Source organism: Pandoraea sputorum, assembly GCF_000814845.2.
Taxonomy (GTDB): Bacteria; Pseudomonadota; Gammaproteobacteria; order Burkholderiales; family Burkholderiaceae; genus Pandoraea; species Pandoraea sputorum.
Genome location: NZ_CP010431.2, coordinates 1,451,366 through 1,465,238, shown reverse-complemented (window position 1 = coordinate 1,465,238; position 13,873 = coordinate 1,451,366). Strand labels below are relative to the sequence as shown.

The 13,873-nt window shown below is 63.2% G+C and carries 15 protein-coding genes; 12 read left to right on the top strand and 3 right to left on the bottom strand.

Annotation, left to right across the window (positions count from 1 at the left end; all coding sequences use genetic code 11):
• Positions 1-58 precede the first annotated feature (58 nt).
• Positions 59-625 carry an SRPBCC family protein gene (locus NA29_RS06650; RefSeq protein WP_039396999.1) on the top strand — a complete coding sequence of 189 codons (567 nt, stop codon included), beginning with the start codon at positions 59-61 and terminating at the stop codon, positions 623-625.
• A 51-nt stretch (positions 626-676) separates the two neighbouring features.
• Here the strand turns inward: NA29_RS06650 and NA29_RS06645 are convergent, their stop codons facing one another.
• Entirely contained in the window at positions 677-1,705 is a 1,029-nt protein-coding gene (locus NA29_RS06645) for a hypothetical protein (protein ID WP_039396997.1), read from the bottom strand.
• Between the two features lie 347 nt (positions 1,706-2,052).
• Here NA29_RS06645 and NA29_RS06640 point away from each other — a divergent pair, with 347 nt between their 5' ends.
• From NA29_RS06640 to NA29_RS06590, 11 genes are all read left to right on the top strand, one after another.
• Positions 2,053-3,525, top strand: coding sequence for a 2-hydroxymuconic semialdehyde dehydrogenase (locus NA29_RS06640; RefSeq protein ID WP_039396995.1), 1,473 nt, complete (start codon positions 2,053-2,055; stop codon positions 3,523-3,525).
• 117 nt (positions 3,526-3,642) lie between these two features.
• Entirely contained in the window at positions 3,643-4,077 is a 435-nt protein-coding gene (locus tag NA29_RS06635; protein ID WP_039396993.1) for a RidA family protein, read from the top strand.
• Positions 4,078-4,128: 51 nt separating this feature from the next.
• Positions 4,129-4,683, top strand: coding sequence for a 3-hydroxyanthranilate 3,4-dioxygenase (locus tag NA29_RS06630; RefSeq protein ID WP_039396991.1), 555 nt, complete (start codon positions 4,129-4,131; stop codon positions 4,681-4,683).
• A gap of 37 nt (positions 4,684-4,720) precedes the next feature.
• Positions 4,721-5,716 carry an amidohydrolase family protein gene (locus NA29_RS06625; RefSeq protein ID WP_039396989.1) on the top strand — a complete coding sequence of 332 codons (996 nt, stop codon included), beginning with the start codon at positions 4,721-4,723 and terminating at the stop codon, positions 5,714-5,716.
• A gap of 212 nt (positions 5,717-5,928) precedes the next feature.
• Positions 5,929-7,122 carry an ABC transporter substrate-binding protein gene (locus tag NA29_RS06620; RefSeq protein ID WP_039402595.1) on the top strand — a complete coding sequence of 398 codons (1,194 nt, stop codon included), beginning with the start codon at positions 5,929-5,931 and terminating at the stop codon, positions 7,120-7,122.
• A 74-nt stretch (positions 7,123-7,196) separates the two neighbouring features.
• The gene (locus NA29_RS06615; protein WP_039396987.1) at positions 7,197-8,069 is read left to right on the top strand and encodes an alpha/beta hydrolase; all 873 of its coding nucleotides are present in this window, start codon (positions 7,197-7,199) and stop codon (positions 8,067-8,069) included.
• On the top strand, positions 8,066-8,986 hold the full coding sequence (locus NA29_RS06610) for a branched-chain amino acid ABC transporter permease (RefSeq protein ID WP_039396985.1): 921 nt from the start codon (positions 8,066-8,068) through the stop codon (positions 8,984-8,986). Before NA29_RS06615 ends, NA29_RS06610 begins: the two co-directional genes overlap by 4 nt.
• A gap of 17 nt (positions 8,987-9,003) precedes the next feature.
• Entirely contained in the window at positions 9,004-9,978 is a 975-nt protein-coding gene (locus tag NA29_RS06605) for a branched-chain amino acid ABC transporter permease (protein ID WP_039402593.1), read from the top strand.
• Positions 9,975-10,745, top strand: a complete 771-nt coding sequence (locus NA29_RS06600) for an ABC transporter ATP-binding protein (protein ID WP_039396983.1) — start codon at positions 9,975-9,977, stop codon at positions 10,743-10,745. Before NA29_RS06605 ends, NA29_RS06600 begins: the two co-directional genes overlap by 4 nt.
• On the top strand, positions 10,742-11,452 hold the full coding sequence (locus NA29_RS06595) for an ABC transporter ATP-binding protein (protein ID WP_039396980.1): 711 nt from the start codon (positions 10,742-10,744) through the stop codon (positions 11,450-11,452). The genes NA29_RS06600 and NA29_RS06595 overlap by 4 nt, the downstream gene beginning before the upstream one ends.
• A 207-nt stretch (positions 11,453-11,659) precedes the next feature.
• Positions 11,660-12,019, top strand: coding sequence for a helix-turn-helix domain-containing protein (locus NA29_RS06590; RefSeq protein WP_052252580.1), 360 nt, complete (start codon positions 11,660-11,662; stop codon positions 12,017-12,019).
• 73 nt (positions 12,020-12,092) lie between these two features.
• Here NA29_RS06590 and NA29_RS06585 read toward each other — a convergent pair whose 3' ends face one another.
• Positions 12,093-13,049, bottom strand: a complete 957-nt coding sequence (locus NA29_RS06585; RefSeq protein ID WP_039396979.1) for a LysR substrate-binding domain-containing protein — start codon at positions 13,047-13,049, stop codon at positions 12,093-12,095.
• A gap of 11 nt (positions 13,050-13,060) precedes the next feature.
• Positions 13,061-13,708: a TetR/AcrR family transcriptional regulator gene (locus tag NA29_RS06580; RefSeq protein WP_052252579.1), complete on the bottom strand. Its 648-nt coding sequence runs from the start codon at positions 13,706-13,708 to the stop codon at positions 13,061-13,063.
• Between the last annotated feature and the right edge of the window lie 165 nt (positions 13,709-13,873).

Sequence of the window (13,873 nt, the reverse complement as noted above, 5' to 3'; positions counted from 1 at the left end):
CGTCCGGCATGCCACGGGATATCACGGCACCCCCTTCCATCTACGACCGGGAAAGGCCATGAACGACTATCACTTCCTCACATTGTGGCGGCTCACTGCGCCGCTCGATGAAGTCTGGGACACCCTGCGCGACGTCGACCACTGGGCGCGCTGGTGGCCGTGCGTGCGAGAGGTCCGCACGCTCGACCCGGGTGACGCCGATGGCATCGGTGCCGTGCGCCAACTGACGTGGCACGGCGCACTGCCCTATTCACTCACCATCGAGACGCGCGTCACGCACATCGACCCGATGCGCGAAGTGCGCACCGTCGCCACCGGCGAAGCCGAAGGCACGGGCGTGTGGCGTTTCGATACCGAAGGCTCGATTACCGTCGTTCGTTACGCGTGGGATGTCCACACCAAGCGCGAATGGATGAACAAACTCGCGCCGCTCGCCCGGCCGCTGTTCCGCTGGAATCACAACTACGTGATGCGGCGTGGCGGCGAAGGTCTGGCCGCGACGCTCAATGCGCATCTGGTCGAGTGCCTCGACTCCGACTTGCCGCCAGCCGCCATCGGAAAAGAGCGCGACCCGCGCGAACTGCGCGAGGCGCGGGCTCGGGTCAGTCACGACTCGCACCGCTGACGCAGCAAAAGGGGCGGTGCGGGACTCATGCAGGTGGCGTCGACCCGATGCTTACTCTACGACTTTGAACTCGCGCAGTAGCTGCTTTAGATCGCCCTGCTGACACTCGTCGAACATGGATTCCAACTCGTCCAAGTAATCTCGAACGACGTTCACGCCCCCGCGCGCGTTGTCGCTCAGAATGCACCTCAGCGCCGGGAGTTTGTCCTCGTCGCGTAGCGACCCCAACATGACGATGTGCGCCGACACGGTGTGCGCCTCAATATACGGCTTCAGCGCGTCGACAATGGTCGCCACATATCGATTGACGGTCGCGTTCCACGCCGCGCTGCCGTTTTGCGCCACCTCCGACCATGATTTGATCAGATCGGTATCGGGGGACACCGCTTTGAGCAGGGTCTCGGGCATTTTCTCCTCGGCAGGCTCCGTGCCTCGCTTCAGGATCGTGCCGTCTTTCACCACGAGCCTATGCCCGCACACCGGCCCGATCATCGCGTTGCCGAACCAATCCAGAACACCCACGGTTTGCGATGGCAGCGACCTGGCTTCCAGTTTGGATGACGGGTCGACGCATAACGGCATGCCTTCCCCGCTTTTGTCGGCCGGTCGTTGCGGGCGCGGGGTCTCGGCCGTTGCGCGGGTTGGTCCGGCACCCGACACACAGGTCGTCAAGCGCCCCTGACCGCTCACAACCCGCGTAACGACGCCAGAACGCAGTTCCCGCATGCGAGATCCGCTGGAACCGTCCGCCAACATAACCTTCACCGTTGTTTCGCCGTGCACAGCCAACGCCGCACGCATGTCGCGCGGGCTTCTCTCCTGCGTGCCAGACGGTGCGCCGTAGCCGTATATGTCCCAAAAGTCGTCGATCGGGAAGATATCGTCATATATGTGTTGTTCGTCGAGAAAGCCTTGCCATGCATCGCGCCGCGAAGGCTGGCCCGGTGTGGGGCGATGACCTGCCCCCGCGAAGGTGCAGACAAATTCGACAGACTGATTTCCCGTTTGCTGCGTCGACGACTGCACTGGGGTAATCGATGTCGTGGTGGTCACCGGGGTGAATGCTGGACTCGGGATCATGATGGCTCTCCATCGGGTAAGGGAGATTCCATCTTGGTCTCGATGCGGCACATCACTTTAAGAGACGGCTACCGGCCTTCTGCTTTCGAAACATCGCCGACTCAAATGGTGTCTCCTCCTAACGAACGGTGTGGGAGCCGACGCGAAATCCATAGCGCGCAGCAGCGTTGCACATCCCCCGCCGGGAGGCGTGGCGCCGATATTCCATTAAGGAATACACAACACCACACATTTCATTATTTTTTATATCAATGGATGCCTAGACTTGTGGACATCCGGCGGTCATGCCGTGGCGCTCGCCACCGCCGACATCTGCCACCCTAAGACATTCAGCTCCAGGAGACCTCGTGAGCCTTGCGACTGCACCGCTGCTGCGGCATTACGTGGATGGCGCCTTCGTCGCCACCGACCGTCAGTTCGATAACCTCAGCCCGGTAGACGGGCGGCTCGTCGCAAAGGTCTGCGAAGCCGATGCCGCTACCGTCGATCGCGCCGTGAGCGCCGCCCGTCGCGCCCTGCACGACGGCCCGTGGGGCAAGACCACGCCCGCCGAGCGCGCAGCTGTGCTGCACCGTATTGCAGACGGCATTCAGGCACGTTTCGACGAGTTCGTCGCGGCCGAAGTGGCCGACACCGGCCGCCCCGAGGAACAGGCCCGCACGCTCGACATCGCGCGTGGCATCGCCAATTTCCGCATGTTTGCGGACCTCATCAAGACCGCTGGTAGCGAAGTCTACGAAATGCGTGCGGCCGACGGCGGCGACGTAATGAACTACGTCACGCGTAAGCCGCTAGGTGTGATCGGCATCATCTCGCCGTGGAATCTGCCGCTGCTGCTCTTCACGTGGAAGGTCGCCCCGGCGCTGGCCATGGGCAACTGCGTCGTTGCGAAGCCCTCGGAAGAAACGCCTTCGTCCGCCACCCTGCTCGCCGAAGTCATGGACGCCGCCGGTGTGCCGCCCGGTGTCTTTAATCTCGTGCATGGCTTCGGTCCCAACTCGGCCGGTGAGTTTCTGACGAAGCACCCGGACGTTTCCGCCATCACCTTCACCGGTGAATCGCGCACCGGCAGCGCCATCATGAAAGCGGTGGCCGACGGCGTGAAGGAAATCTCGTTCGAACTGGGCGGCAAGAACGCCGCTGTGGTCTTCGCCGACGCCGACTTCGATAAGGCTGTCGACGGTGTGGTGCGTTCGTCGTTCACCAATGCCGGTCAGGTCTGCCTGTGCTCGGAACGCGTCTATGTCGAGCGCCCGATCTTCGATCGCTTCGTCGCCGCCCTCGCAGAGCGCGCCGCCGCGCTGCGTATCGACGCACCGGACGCGGAAGGCGTTCAGATGGGTCCGCTCGTTTCCCGCAAGCATCGCGAAAAGGTGCTCTCGTACTATCAACTGGCCGTCGAAGAAGGTGCGACGGTGGTCACCGGCGGCGGTGTGCCGACCTTCGGCGACGCCCGAGACGAAGGTGCTTTCGTCCAGCCGACGGTGTGGACCGGCTTGCCCGACACGGCCCGCTGCGTACGCGAAGAGATCTTCGGCCCGGTGTGCCACGTCGCCCCGTTCGATAGCGAGGACGAAGTCATCCGCCGCGTGAACGACAGCGACTACGGTCTGGCCGGGTGCGTATGGACGACGAACCTGTCGCGCGCGCACCGGGTGGCGCGTCAGTTCCAGACAGGCCTGGTGTGGGTCAACACGTGGTTCCTGCGCGATCTGCGCACCCCGTTCGGCGGCGTGAAGCTCTCGGGCCTCGGCCGTGAAGGCGGGCGTCACTCGCTCGATTTTTATTCCGAAATCACCAACATCTGCATCAAGCTATAAACAACGCGGTACGTCACAGCCATGTAGGGAGGCGACGGTGCGGCAATCTCGATGGGGGTCGAGGCTGCCGCACCCGCGCGCCGTCCCATGACGAGAACACAACGGAGACTCGAATCCATGAGCGCATTGCAAGACACCCAGGCCCGCGTGGTCGAAGGCAAGGCCAAGCCGCGCGGCAAGTTCCCGCACATCAAGCGCGCAGGCGACTTTCTGTTCGTCTCGGGCACCAGCTCGCGACGCCCCGATAACTCGTATGCCGGCGCGCAGGTCGATGCGCTGGGCGTCACGCAGCTCGACATTCGCGAGCAAACGCGTGCCGTCATCGAGAACATTCGCGACATTCTCGCGAGCGAAGGCGCGACACTTGCGGACGTCGTCGAAGTCGGCTCGTTCCTCGTGAACATGAACGACTTCGGGGGGTACAACGAAGTGTACGGCGAGTATTTCGACGAGAACGGCCCGACGCGCACGACGGTAGCCGTGCACCAGTTGCCGCATCCGCTGCTGCTCATCGAGATCAAGTGCGTGGCCTATGCGCCGCGCGCACGCTAAGCCTTCGCTCACGCACGTATGACGTCGCGCGACATGACCCGGGAGACAAGCATGTTGACGTATGGAAAGCCGTTCAATTTCCAGCGCTGGATCGACGATCACGCGCACCTGCTCAAGCCGCCCGTCGGTAACCAGCAAGTCTGGCAGGACAGTGATTTCATCGTGACGGTCGTCGGCGGTCCGAACCATCGAACCGACTATCACGACGATCCGCTCGAAGAGTTTTTTTATCAGTTCAAGGGCAATGCCTGGGTCAATCTCTGGATCGACGGCAAACCGGAACGCATCGACCTCAAGGAAGGCGACATCTTCCTGTTGCCGCCGCATGTGCGCCACTCGCCACAGCGTCCCGAGGAAAGCAGCCTGTGCCTGGTGATCGAGCGCCAGCGCCCGGCCGGTCTGCTCGACGGCTTCGAGTGGTACTGCCTGAGCTGCGGCACGTTGGTGCATCGCGTGGAAGTGCAGCTCAAGAGCATCGTGACCGATTTGCCCCCGCTCTTCGAGGCGTTCTACGGTAACGAAACGCTGCGTCGCTGCCCGGGCTGCGGCGAGATCCACCCCGGCCGCGCGGCGCAACCCAAGACAACCACAGCCACGTCGGCCTGACCCGCCACGCCGAACAAAGACACTCACACGTCACGTCATGAAGAAAATCGACATGCACGCCCACTTCTTCCCGCGCATCACGCAGGAAGAAGCGGCCCGCCTCGACGCCGCTACCGCCCCGTGGCTGCGGATCGACGAAGGCGGCGAGACCGGCAACATCATGCTGGACAATCGCGCATTCCGTCCGGTGTACCGCGCCCTGTGGGATCCGTCGCTGCGCATCGAAGAACTCGACCGCCACGGCGTCGACCTGCAAGTCGTGTGCGCCACGCCGATCATGTTCGGCTATCGCTACGAGGGTCGCGCCGTCATGGACTGGGTCCAGCGCATGAACGACCTCGCGCTCGAACACTGCGCCTACGCCCCGCACCGCCTGAAGGCGATGGCGCAGGTGCCGTTGCAAGACCTCGACCTGGCCTGCGCCGAAGCCTCGCGCGCCAAGGCTACCGGCCACGTCGGCGTGCAGATCGGCAATCACCTCGGTGAGAAAGATCTGGACGACGAACAACTCGTGGCGTTTTTGCGGCACTGCGGCGACGAACACATCCCCGTGCTGGTTCATCCGTGGGACATGATGACCGACGGCCGCATGAAGAAGTGGATGATGCCGTGGCTTGTGGCCATGCCTGCCGAGACGCAACTGTCGATCCTCTCGCTGATCCTCTCCGGTGCGTTCGAGCGCCTGCCGCGCTCGCTCAAGCTGTGCTTCGCACACGGCGGCGGCGCGTTCCCGTACCTGCTCGGGCGCGCCGAAAACGCCTGGCATTGCCGCGACATCGTGCGCGCCGACAGCCCGCACCCGCCGTCGCACTATCTGGACCGCTTCTACGTGGATAGCGCCGTGTTCGATCCGCGCGCCCTGCGTCTGCTCGTGGACACAATGGGCGTGGAGCGCATCATGCTCGGCTCCGACCACCCGTTCCCGCTCGGCGAGCAGGACATCGGGCGTCTGGTGGCCGATCAGCCGGGCCTCGACGACAACGCACGACACCGTATTCTGGCCGGGAACGCACTGGAGTTCTTCGGGCTGTAACTGGTGCTTTCCCGAGGTGTTTTTGAAAATGCTTGCCTACGCAAAAGGCGTCGTTTAGGCTGGGCATAGAAATATTTGATGCTTAAACAATTCTGGAAGTTTTGAATTAGTCTGACGCGCCTGGCCTGCCATGACCGACGTGAAGAAGCGGTCAAGTATCCCGGCGCGAGTCCGCAGCTGACAGTGCTTGAATTCATTGTTTGGAGACCATGATGACGGGAACGAAGACCACGCAACGCAAAGCCATCGCCGTGCTGGGCGCCATCGCAGCCGCTGCTGCGATGTTCGCATCGGGGGGTGCCCATGCTCAGGTGAAGATCGGCTTCATCGGCACGCTCTCCGGTCCGGGCGGCGCGCTCGGACAGGACCAGTACGACGCCTTCATGCTCGCCGTCGAACAAAAGGGTGGCAAGCTCGGTGGCGTGCCGGTGCAGGTGATCAAGGAAGACGACCAGCTCAAGCCGGACGTCGGCGTGCAGGCCGCGACCAAACTGGTGGAGCGCGACAAGGTCTCGCTCATCACCGGCGTGACGTTCTCGAACGTGATGATGGCCATCCACAAGAACGTGACGAACGCAGGCGTGGTCATGGTCGGCTCGAACGCCGGCCCGGCCCCGATCGCGGGCGAGCAATGCTCGCCGAACTTCTTCTCGACCTCGTGGGACAACGACGAACTGCATGAAGCCGGCGGTCAGCTCTCGACCGATCTCGGCTACAAGAAAATGTACGTGATGGCCCCGAACTATCAGGCCGGACGCGACGCCGTGAACGGCTTCAAGCGCGACTACAAGGGCCAGATCGTCGACGAGGTGTACACGCAGGTCAACCAGCCCGACTATTCGGCCGAAATCGCCCAACTCGCCGCTGCCAAGCCGGACGCCGTCTACGTGTTCTACCCGGGCGGCATGGGCGTGAACTTCGTCAAGCAATACCGCCAGGCCGGTCTGCTCGGCAAGATTCCGCTGATCTCCGTGTCGACCATCGACGGCTCGACGCTGCCCGCACTGAAGGAACAGGCCGTAGGCAGCATCACCAGCGCGCCCTACTCGCCCGACCTCGACAACGCGCAGAACAAGCAGTTCGTTGCGGCCTTCCAGAAGAAGTACAACCGTGTGCCGTCGATGTACGCCGCGCAGTCGTACGACGCCGCGAACCTGATCGACTCCGCACTCACCAAGACGAAGGGCAGCGTGACCGACCGCGAGGCGCTGCGTGCCGCGCTCAAGTCCGCCGACTTCCAGTCCGTGCGCGGCTCGTTCAAGTTCGCCAGCAACCAGTTCCCCATCGCGCCGTTCTATCGCGTGGATGTGGTGAAGGACGCCAGCGGTGCCGCCTTCGCGAACAAGGGCAAGATCGACGTCAAGACGCGCGCCAACCTCGCGTCGATGTGCAAGATCCGCTCGTAAGCCGCTCAAGGTTGTGCAATGCAGTAAAGCGGGGGCGCCCAGCCCCCGCGGTCTTTGAGCACTATCGAGGGTTTATGAAGCGCTACCGCAATTTCGACGAAGCCGAGCTGGATGTTCAGTACAACGCTCGCGCCACCACCCCCAACATTCTCGACATCCTCACGCAATACGCCGAGCAGAGCGCGCATGCCCGCGCCACCGTGCCGTGCGTGCTCGATGTCGCCTACGGGGACCACCCCGACGAAACGCTCGACATCTTCCCCGCGCCGCAGCCTGGCGCGCCGGTATTCTTCTTCGTTCACGGCGGCTACTGGCGCGCGCTGAACAAGAGCGATTCGAGCAACATGGCACCGGCGTTCACGAAAGCGGGTGCCACCGTCGTCACCGTCAACTATTCGCTCGCGCCGGGCGCGTCGCTCGACACCATCGTCGACCAGACGCGTCGCGCACTCGCGTGGGTCCATCGTCACATCGGCGAGCATCACGGCGACGCGCGTCGCATTCACATCTGCGGCAGTTCTGCCGGCGGTCATCTCGTCGGCATGCTGCTCGCGCAGGGCTGGCATGCCGAATACGGTGTGCCCGAGGATGTCGTCGCAGGGGCTGCGCCGCTGTCCGGCCTGTTCGACCTCACGCCGATTCCGTTCACGCACATCAACGAATGGATGAAGCTCTCGGCCGACGACGCACAACGCAACAGCCCGTTTTTCCACCTGCCGGTGCGCGGCTGCCCGCTCGTCGTGTCTTACGGCGAGACGGAGACGCCCGAGTTCAAACGCCAGACCGACGACTATCTCGCCGCATGGCGCGCGAAAGGTTACACGGGCGAGTACATTCCGATGCCGGGCACGAACCACTTCGACATCGTGCTCACGCTCAACGACGCGCAAAGCCCGCTCACGCAAGCCATCTTCCGTCAGATGGGCCTGCCCCGGGAGGCGACATGAGCCTGACGCTTTTCATCATGCAGTGCCTGAACGGACTGCAACTCGGGGTGCTGCTGTTTCTGATGGCCGCCGGTCTCACGCTGGTGTTCGGCATCATGAACTTCGTGAACCTCGCGCATGGCTCGCTGTACATGATGGGTGCGTTCATCGCCGCCACCGTCTACAACTACACCGGCTCGTTCGCACTGGCTGCCATCGCGATCGTGCCCGCCATGCTGCTGATCGGCCTGATCGTCGAATTCGTCGCGCTCAAGACGCTCTATGACCGCGATCACCTCGACCAGGTGCTGGCCACCTTCGGTCTGATCCTGTTCTTCAACGAACTGGCGCGCATGATCTGGGGACCGTCGCCGTACTACATGGAAGTGCCCGAATGGCTCTCCGGAACGGTCAACCTCTTCGGTCTCGACTATCCGGCTTATCGCTTCCTCATCATCGTGGTGGGCCTCGTGGTCGCGCTTGGCTGCTACCTGCTGATTCACCGTACCCGTATCGGCATGCTGATCCGTGCAGGCTCGACGCACCGTCAGATGGTCGGTGCGCTCGGCGTGAACATCGTGCTGCTCAACTCCCTGCTGTTCGGGCTGGGCGCGATTCTCGCCGGGATCGCCGGTCTCATGGCCGGGCCGATTCTGTCGGTGCAGCCGGGCATGGGCGAGCCGATCCTGATTCTGACGATGGTCGTGATCGTGATCGGCGGCATCGGTTCAGTGCGCGGGGCGTTCCTCGCAGCACTCATCGTCGGTGTCGTCGACACGCTGGGCCGCACGGCACTGCCCTCGATACTGCGCAGCATGATGGAGCGCAGCACGGCCGACACCGCAGGTCCCGCGCTGGCGTCGATGCTGATCTATCTGGTGATGGCGGCGGTCCTCGCGGTGCGTCCGCAAGGTCTTTTCCCGGTGAAACACGGCTGACGATGGAAACGATGGAAATGAAACTCAACCTACGCACCGCCGTGCCGATACTGCTGCTGGTCCTGCTGGCGCTGGTGCCCCTTTATGCGACGTTTGCTCAGCAACCGTTCCTCCTCACCCTCTTCGGCCGCATCGTGGTGTTCGCCATCGCCGCCGTCTCGCTCGATCTGATCCTCGGCTATGGCGGCATGGTCAGCTTCGGCCATGCCTTGTATCTCGGCCTCGGCGCTTACGTCGTGGGCATCATGAGCTTCCATGGCATCGACAACGGCTTCCTGCATCTGGGCGTGACGCTTGTCCTGTGCGCACTCGTTGGCGCACTCACCGGCCTGCTGTCTCTGCGCACGACCGGCATCGCTTTCATCATGATCACGCTGGCGTTCGCGCAAATGTTCTACTTCCTCGCCGTGAGCCTGAAGCAGTACGGCGGCGACGATGGTCTGCCCGTCTCGGCGGGCAGCCGCTTCGGCAGTGTGACGCTCGACGATCCTGCGGTGCTGTACTACGTCGCGTTCGCCGTGCTGTGCCTTTGCGTGTGGGCGGGCCGCCGCCTGGTCGAAGCGCGCTTCGGCATGGTGATTCGCGGCGCGCGTCAGAACGACCGCCGCATGCGCGCCCTCGGCTACCCGACACTGCGCTACAAGCTCGTGGCCTATGTCATCAGCGCGATGGTGTGCGGTGTGTCTGGCATGTTGTACGCCAATCTCACGCATTTCGTCTCGCCAGCCTACATGGCGTGGACCGCTTCGGGCGAACTGATCGTGATGGTCGTGCTGGGTGGCCTGGGCTCGTTCTTCGGGCCGGTGCTGGGCAGTGCGGCGATGCTGCTCATCGAGGAATGGCTCAAGGGCATGACGGAACACTGGATGATCATTTTCGGGCCGCTCATCGTCGTAGCGGTGCTGCTCTCGCGTCGCGGTCTGTACGGACTGCTGGGCGACCTGCAAGTGCGTCTGTCGCGTCGCACGCGCACCGTGGAGGGCAAAGCATGAGCCTCCTTCGTGTCGACCAACTGGTCAAACGCTATGGCGGACTGACCGCCACCGATCACTTCTGCCTCGACGTCGCACCGGGCGAACTGCACGCCATCATCGGCCCGAATGGCGCGGGCAAGAGCACGCTCATCGGCCAACTGGCGGGCGAGCTGCGCTCCGACGAAGGCAGCATTCATTTCGACGGGCTCGACATCACCTCGGTGCCCATCGAGCAACGTGCGCGTGCCGGGCTGGCGCGCTCGTATCAGATCACCTCGGTCTTCCGGGAATTCACGGCGCTGGAGAACGTGCTCGTCGCCGTGCAGGCGATGCAAGGGCATAGCTTCGGCTTCTGGCGTCCGGCGATCCGCGAAGCGGCGCTGGTCGAGCCGGCGCGCGAGATTCTGGCGCGCACGGGGCTGGCCGCCCGCATGAATGTGCCCGCCAGCGCGCTCGCGCACGGCGAACACCGTCAGCTCGAACTGGCCATGGCGCTGGCCGGCCGGCCGAAGCTGCTGCTGCTCGACGAGCCGATGGCCGGTATGTCGCAGGCCGAATCCGAACAGATGACGCATCTGCTTGCCGAGCTCAAGGGCGACTACGGCATCGTGCTGGTGGAACACGACATGGACGCCGTGTTCGCGCTGGCCGACCGCATCACGGTGCTCGTCTACGGACGTGCCATCGCCTGTGGCGACGCCGACACCATCCGCCGCGACGCGGGCGTGCGCGAAGCCTATCTCGGGGACGAAACCCGTAACGAAATGCTGGGAGCGACGGCATGAGCACCTTGTTGTCTTTATCCGGCGTCGAGTCGTACTACGGCGCGAGTCAGGCGCTGTTCGGCATGCAACTGAACATCGAACGCGGTGCTTTCGTCACCCTGCTCGGACGTAACGGCATGGGCAAGACGACCACCGTCAGGTCGATGACGGGGCTGATGCGCCCCGCACGCGGTGAGATCGTATTCGACGGGCAACCGGTACACGCAAGCCCGTCGCATCGCATTGCGCGCGCGGGTATGGGACTGGTCCCCGAAGGCCGTCAGATATTCCCCACGCTCACCGTGCGCGAGAACCTCGTGGCGACCGCTGGCAACCGCCATGGCGCGGCTTCGCCGTGGACGCTGGAGCGCATCTACGGCCTGTTTCCGCGTCTGCGCGAACGGGAGAAAAACCTCGGCAGCAATCTGTCCGGCGGCGAACAGCAGATGCTCGCCATCGGCCGTGCGTTGATGACGAATCCGAAATTACTCATTCTGGACGAAGCAACGGAAGGCCTCGCGCCGCTCATTCGCGGTGAAATCTGGCAATGCCTGAAGCAACTCAAAGGCAGCGGCCTGTCGATCCTCTGCATCGACAAGAATCTGGCGCCAATGCTCGAACTCGGCGACCAGCACTACATCGTCGATAAGGGCCGTGTGGCGTGGCAAGGCGACTCGTCGAAGCTGCGTCAGTCGTTGCCGGAATTGCAGGCCTACCTCGGCGTCTGAGACCCGCGCCAAGCCACGCGCATCCCCTGTCTGCGTACACTCTACGGCACCTCGTCTCCACGAGGTGCGTAGTACTCGATAGGTGTCAGACGCGAAAATCGGGAGTGTTTTGTGAAAGCACCCAGCAAATGGATGTGGTGCAATCGGCTCCGCTTGATTGCCTTTGCAAGCGCACCCGATCAACAACTAACGACACCGGTCAGGACTATGGCTTACACCAATACGCCTTCGAATCCCTTCCGCTGGCTGCTCACGCAGGACACCGGTGCGCCGCCGCCCGCCGAGCCTGCTCAAGTCAAGAACGGGCTCCCTGCGGACCTCCCGCTCAATATCAAAGAGTTGCCGCGTACACCGCTTCCCAAGCTGGAAGTCTTCCCCGACGAGTTGCTTGCCCTGCGCAAACATCTGGGCATGTCCCGTAACGTCTTCGCCCACTATCTCCGGACCAATCCCCGGACGTTGGAAAACTGGGAGCAAGGGCGCGCGCGCCCGAACGCCCAGGCCGCCTGCCTGATACGGCTGGTGCAACAAAACCCGGGGCTGGTGTCTTCGCTCGCTCGCCTGTAAGGCCTTGCACTCGCAGGGCAAAAAAAGGGCGTGCCGATTCGTCGGCACGCCCTTTTTCTGTGTTCTACGATCGTTACGGCTTAAGACCGCAGACCTCGCGCAGACACGCGACGAATCGCGCACAGGCCGGGCTGGGCGACTTGTCCGCGCGCAGCGAATAGCCGACGTCGCCGAAGCTGCCCGACATCGTGTCGGCAAGCACGCGCAGCAGGCCCGATTCCACGAACGGTGTGGCCGCCGCACGCGGCATCAGCGCTACGCGAGGCGTCTCCAGCATCAGGCCGATGTTGGTCAGCACGGAGAGCGATTCCACCACGTCTTCCGGCAACGCGAGCCCGGCATCGTGAAACAGACGCTCCGCCGCCAGCCGCGAGGGTGACTCGGGCACCGGCAGAATCCACGCGCCTTCACGCAGTTCGGCGAGCGGCACACGGTCCGGCAGGTGCGTCCAGTGACGCTTACCGCCGATCACGCTGAGCGATTCGTTGAAGAGAATTTCGTGCGTCAGTGCAAAGGCGTTGGCCACCGGCAGCGAGCGCTCGGGCAAGCGCCCCACCACGATATCCAGATCGCCACTGGCTAGTGCCGGAAAGAGCTGTGCGGTCGTCGCTTCACGCACCGTCACCAGCACGCCCGGCGTGCGCTCCTTGAGCATGGCGATGGTGCGCGGTAACAGGTCGGCGGCGGCCGAAATGAGCGTGCCGACGATCACATGTCCGCTCGTGCCCGCACTGAACGCGTTCACTTCGTCCGTCAGATAGCGCAGTTCGGCCATCAGCGACTTCACGCGATGGCCCAGCAACTCGCCGAGCTCGGTCGGCTGCATGCCGCGGTTGCTGCGCACAAACAGCGGGCCTTCGAAACAGGCTTCGAGCTCATGCACGATCTTGCTCACCGCAGGCTGCGTGAGTCCGGTTTCGTTGGCCGCGCGCACGAGCGAGCCCGTTTCGAGCACGCGGTCGAAGACCTGAAGCTGGTGAAACTTGAGCTTTCGTCCGAGATTAAGCGCTGTCCAGGGGAGTGATCGCATCGGCGTCCTGTTCAGGCTGTCGCCGTCGTTCCGGACGCCGTCACCGAATCTGCCCCCTGCGGCGCGGGCGCCGACTCGGCGGGTTCCGTCGACAGGAAGGCAGTCACGTACTCTTCGAGCATGGCCACGTCTGGCAGCGAGGCCGGGTTGACGTGGTAGTTGACGAGGCACCCGTCGAAAGTCAACACGAGCATGTCGATAAGACGTGCGCGTCGCACGCCGTCGCGCGCCAGACTCGGGGCACAGGCGGCCAGCATCGCCGACAAGCGCTCCCTGAACCACTGAAGCAACGACGGATCGTAGGGATCGCCCGGCTTCACCGTGGAAAGCGCCTGCACCAGATTGTGCGAGAAGCCGTTGTCGAGCCTCGGTGTGTCGACCAGCAGACCGGCGAGCAGCGTGCGCATGCGGGCATGCGCGCCGTGTGCCGACATGACCTCCGATTCAAGGGTCGTGATACGCGCCTTGAACCATTTGTCGTAGACACAGAAGAAGACTTGCAGCTTCGCAGTGAAGTAGCTGTAAATGTTCGCGTGCGAAATTCCGGCACGCTTGGCGATCTGCACCATTGTGGTGTCCACATACCCTTTTTCTAGAAACAGGGCATGCGAGGCTTCGAGAATGGCGAGACGAATGTCTTCTTTCTTGACTTGTGGCATATGTGAGCCTGCACCGTTAGGCGGGGCACCTCGATCGTTAATTCTCAGCGTCCGCTGACGTCGATACACAATGTCAGCGCGCACAGTATGCCAGCGCAAACGCAGCTTGCGGCGAAAACTAAGCGCAAACACTCCCCCGGACTTTCCCGGAATTTCCACGCACAC

Bases quoted from the DNA above. Each gene is read 5' to 3' on its own strand.
- NA29_RS06615 (WP_039396987.1), top strand. From the start codon at position 7,197: ATGAAGCGCTACCGCAATTTCGACGAAGCCGAGCTGGATGTTCAGTAC.
- NA29_RS06580 (WP_052252579.1), bottom strand. From the start codon at position 13,708: ATGCCACAAGTCAAGAAAGAAGACATTCGTCTCGCCATTCTCGAAGCC.
- NA29_RS06600 (WP_039396983.1), top strand. From the start codon at position 9,975: ATGAGCCTCCTTCGTGTCGACCAACTGGTCAAACGCTATGGCGGACTG.
- NA29_RS06595 (WP_039396980.1), top strand. From the start codon at position 10,742: ATGAGCACCTTGTTGTCTTTATCCGGCGTCGAGTCGTACTACGGCGCG.
- NA29_RS06610 (WP_039396985.1), top strand. From the start codon at position 8,066: ATGAGCCTGACGCTTTTCATCATGCAGTGCCTGAACGGACTGCAACTC.
- NA29_RS06620 (WP_039402595.1), top strand. From the start codon at position 5,929: ATGACGGGAACGAAGACCACGCAACGCAAAGCCATCGCCGTGCTGGGC.
- NA29_RS06585 (WP_039396979.1), bottom strand. From the start codon at position 13,049: ATGCGATCACTCCCCTGGACAGCGCTTAATCTCGGACGAAAGCTCAAG.
- NA29_RS06590 (WP_052252580.1), top strand. From the start codon at position 11,660: ATGGCTTACACCAATACGCCTTCGAATCCCTTCCGCTGGCTGCTCACG.
- NA29_RS06630 (WP_039396991.1), top strand. From the start codon at position 4,129: ATGTTGACGTATGGAAAGCCGTTCAATTTCCAGCGCTGGATCGACGAT.
- NA29_RS06650 (WP_039396999.1), top strand. From the start codon at position 59: ATGAACGACTATCACTTCCTCACATTGTGGCGGCTCACTGCGCCGCTC.
- NA29_RS06645 (WP_039396997.1), bottom strand. From the start codon at position 1,705: ATGATCCCGAGTCCAGCATTCACCCCGGTGACCACCACGACATCGATT.
- NA29_RS06635 (WP_039396993.1), top strand. From the start codon at position 3,643: ATGAGCGCATTGCAAGACACCCAGGCCCGCGTGGTCGAAGGCAAGGCC.
- NA29_RS06605 (WP_039402593.1), top strand. From the start codon at position 9,004: ATGAAACTCAACCTACGCACCGCCGTGCCGATACTGCTGCTGGTCCTG.
- NA29_RS06625 (WP_039396989.1), top strand. From the start codon at position 4,721: ATGAAGAAAATCGACATGCACGCCCACTTCTTCCCGCGCATCACGCAG.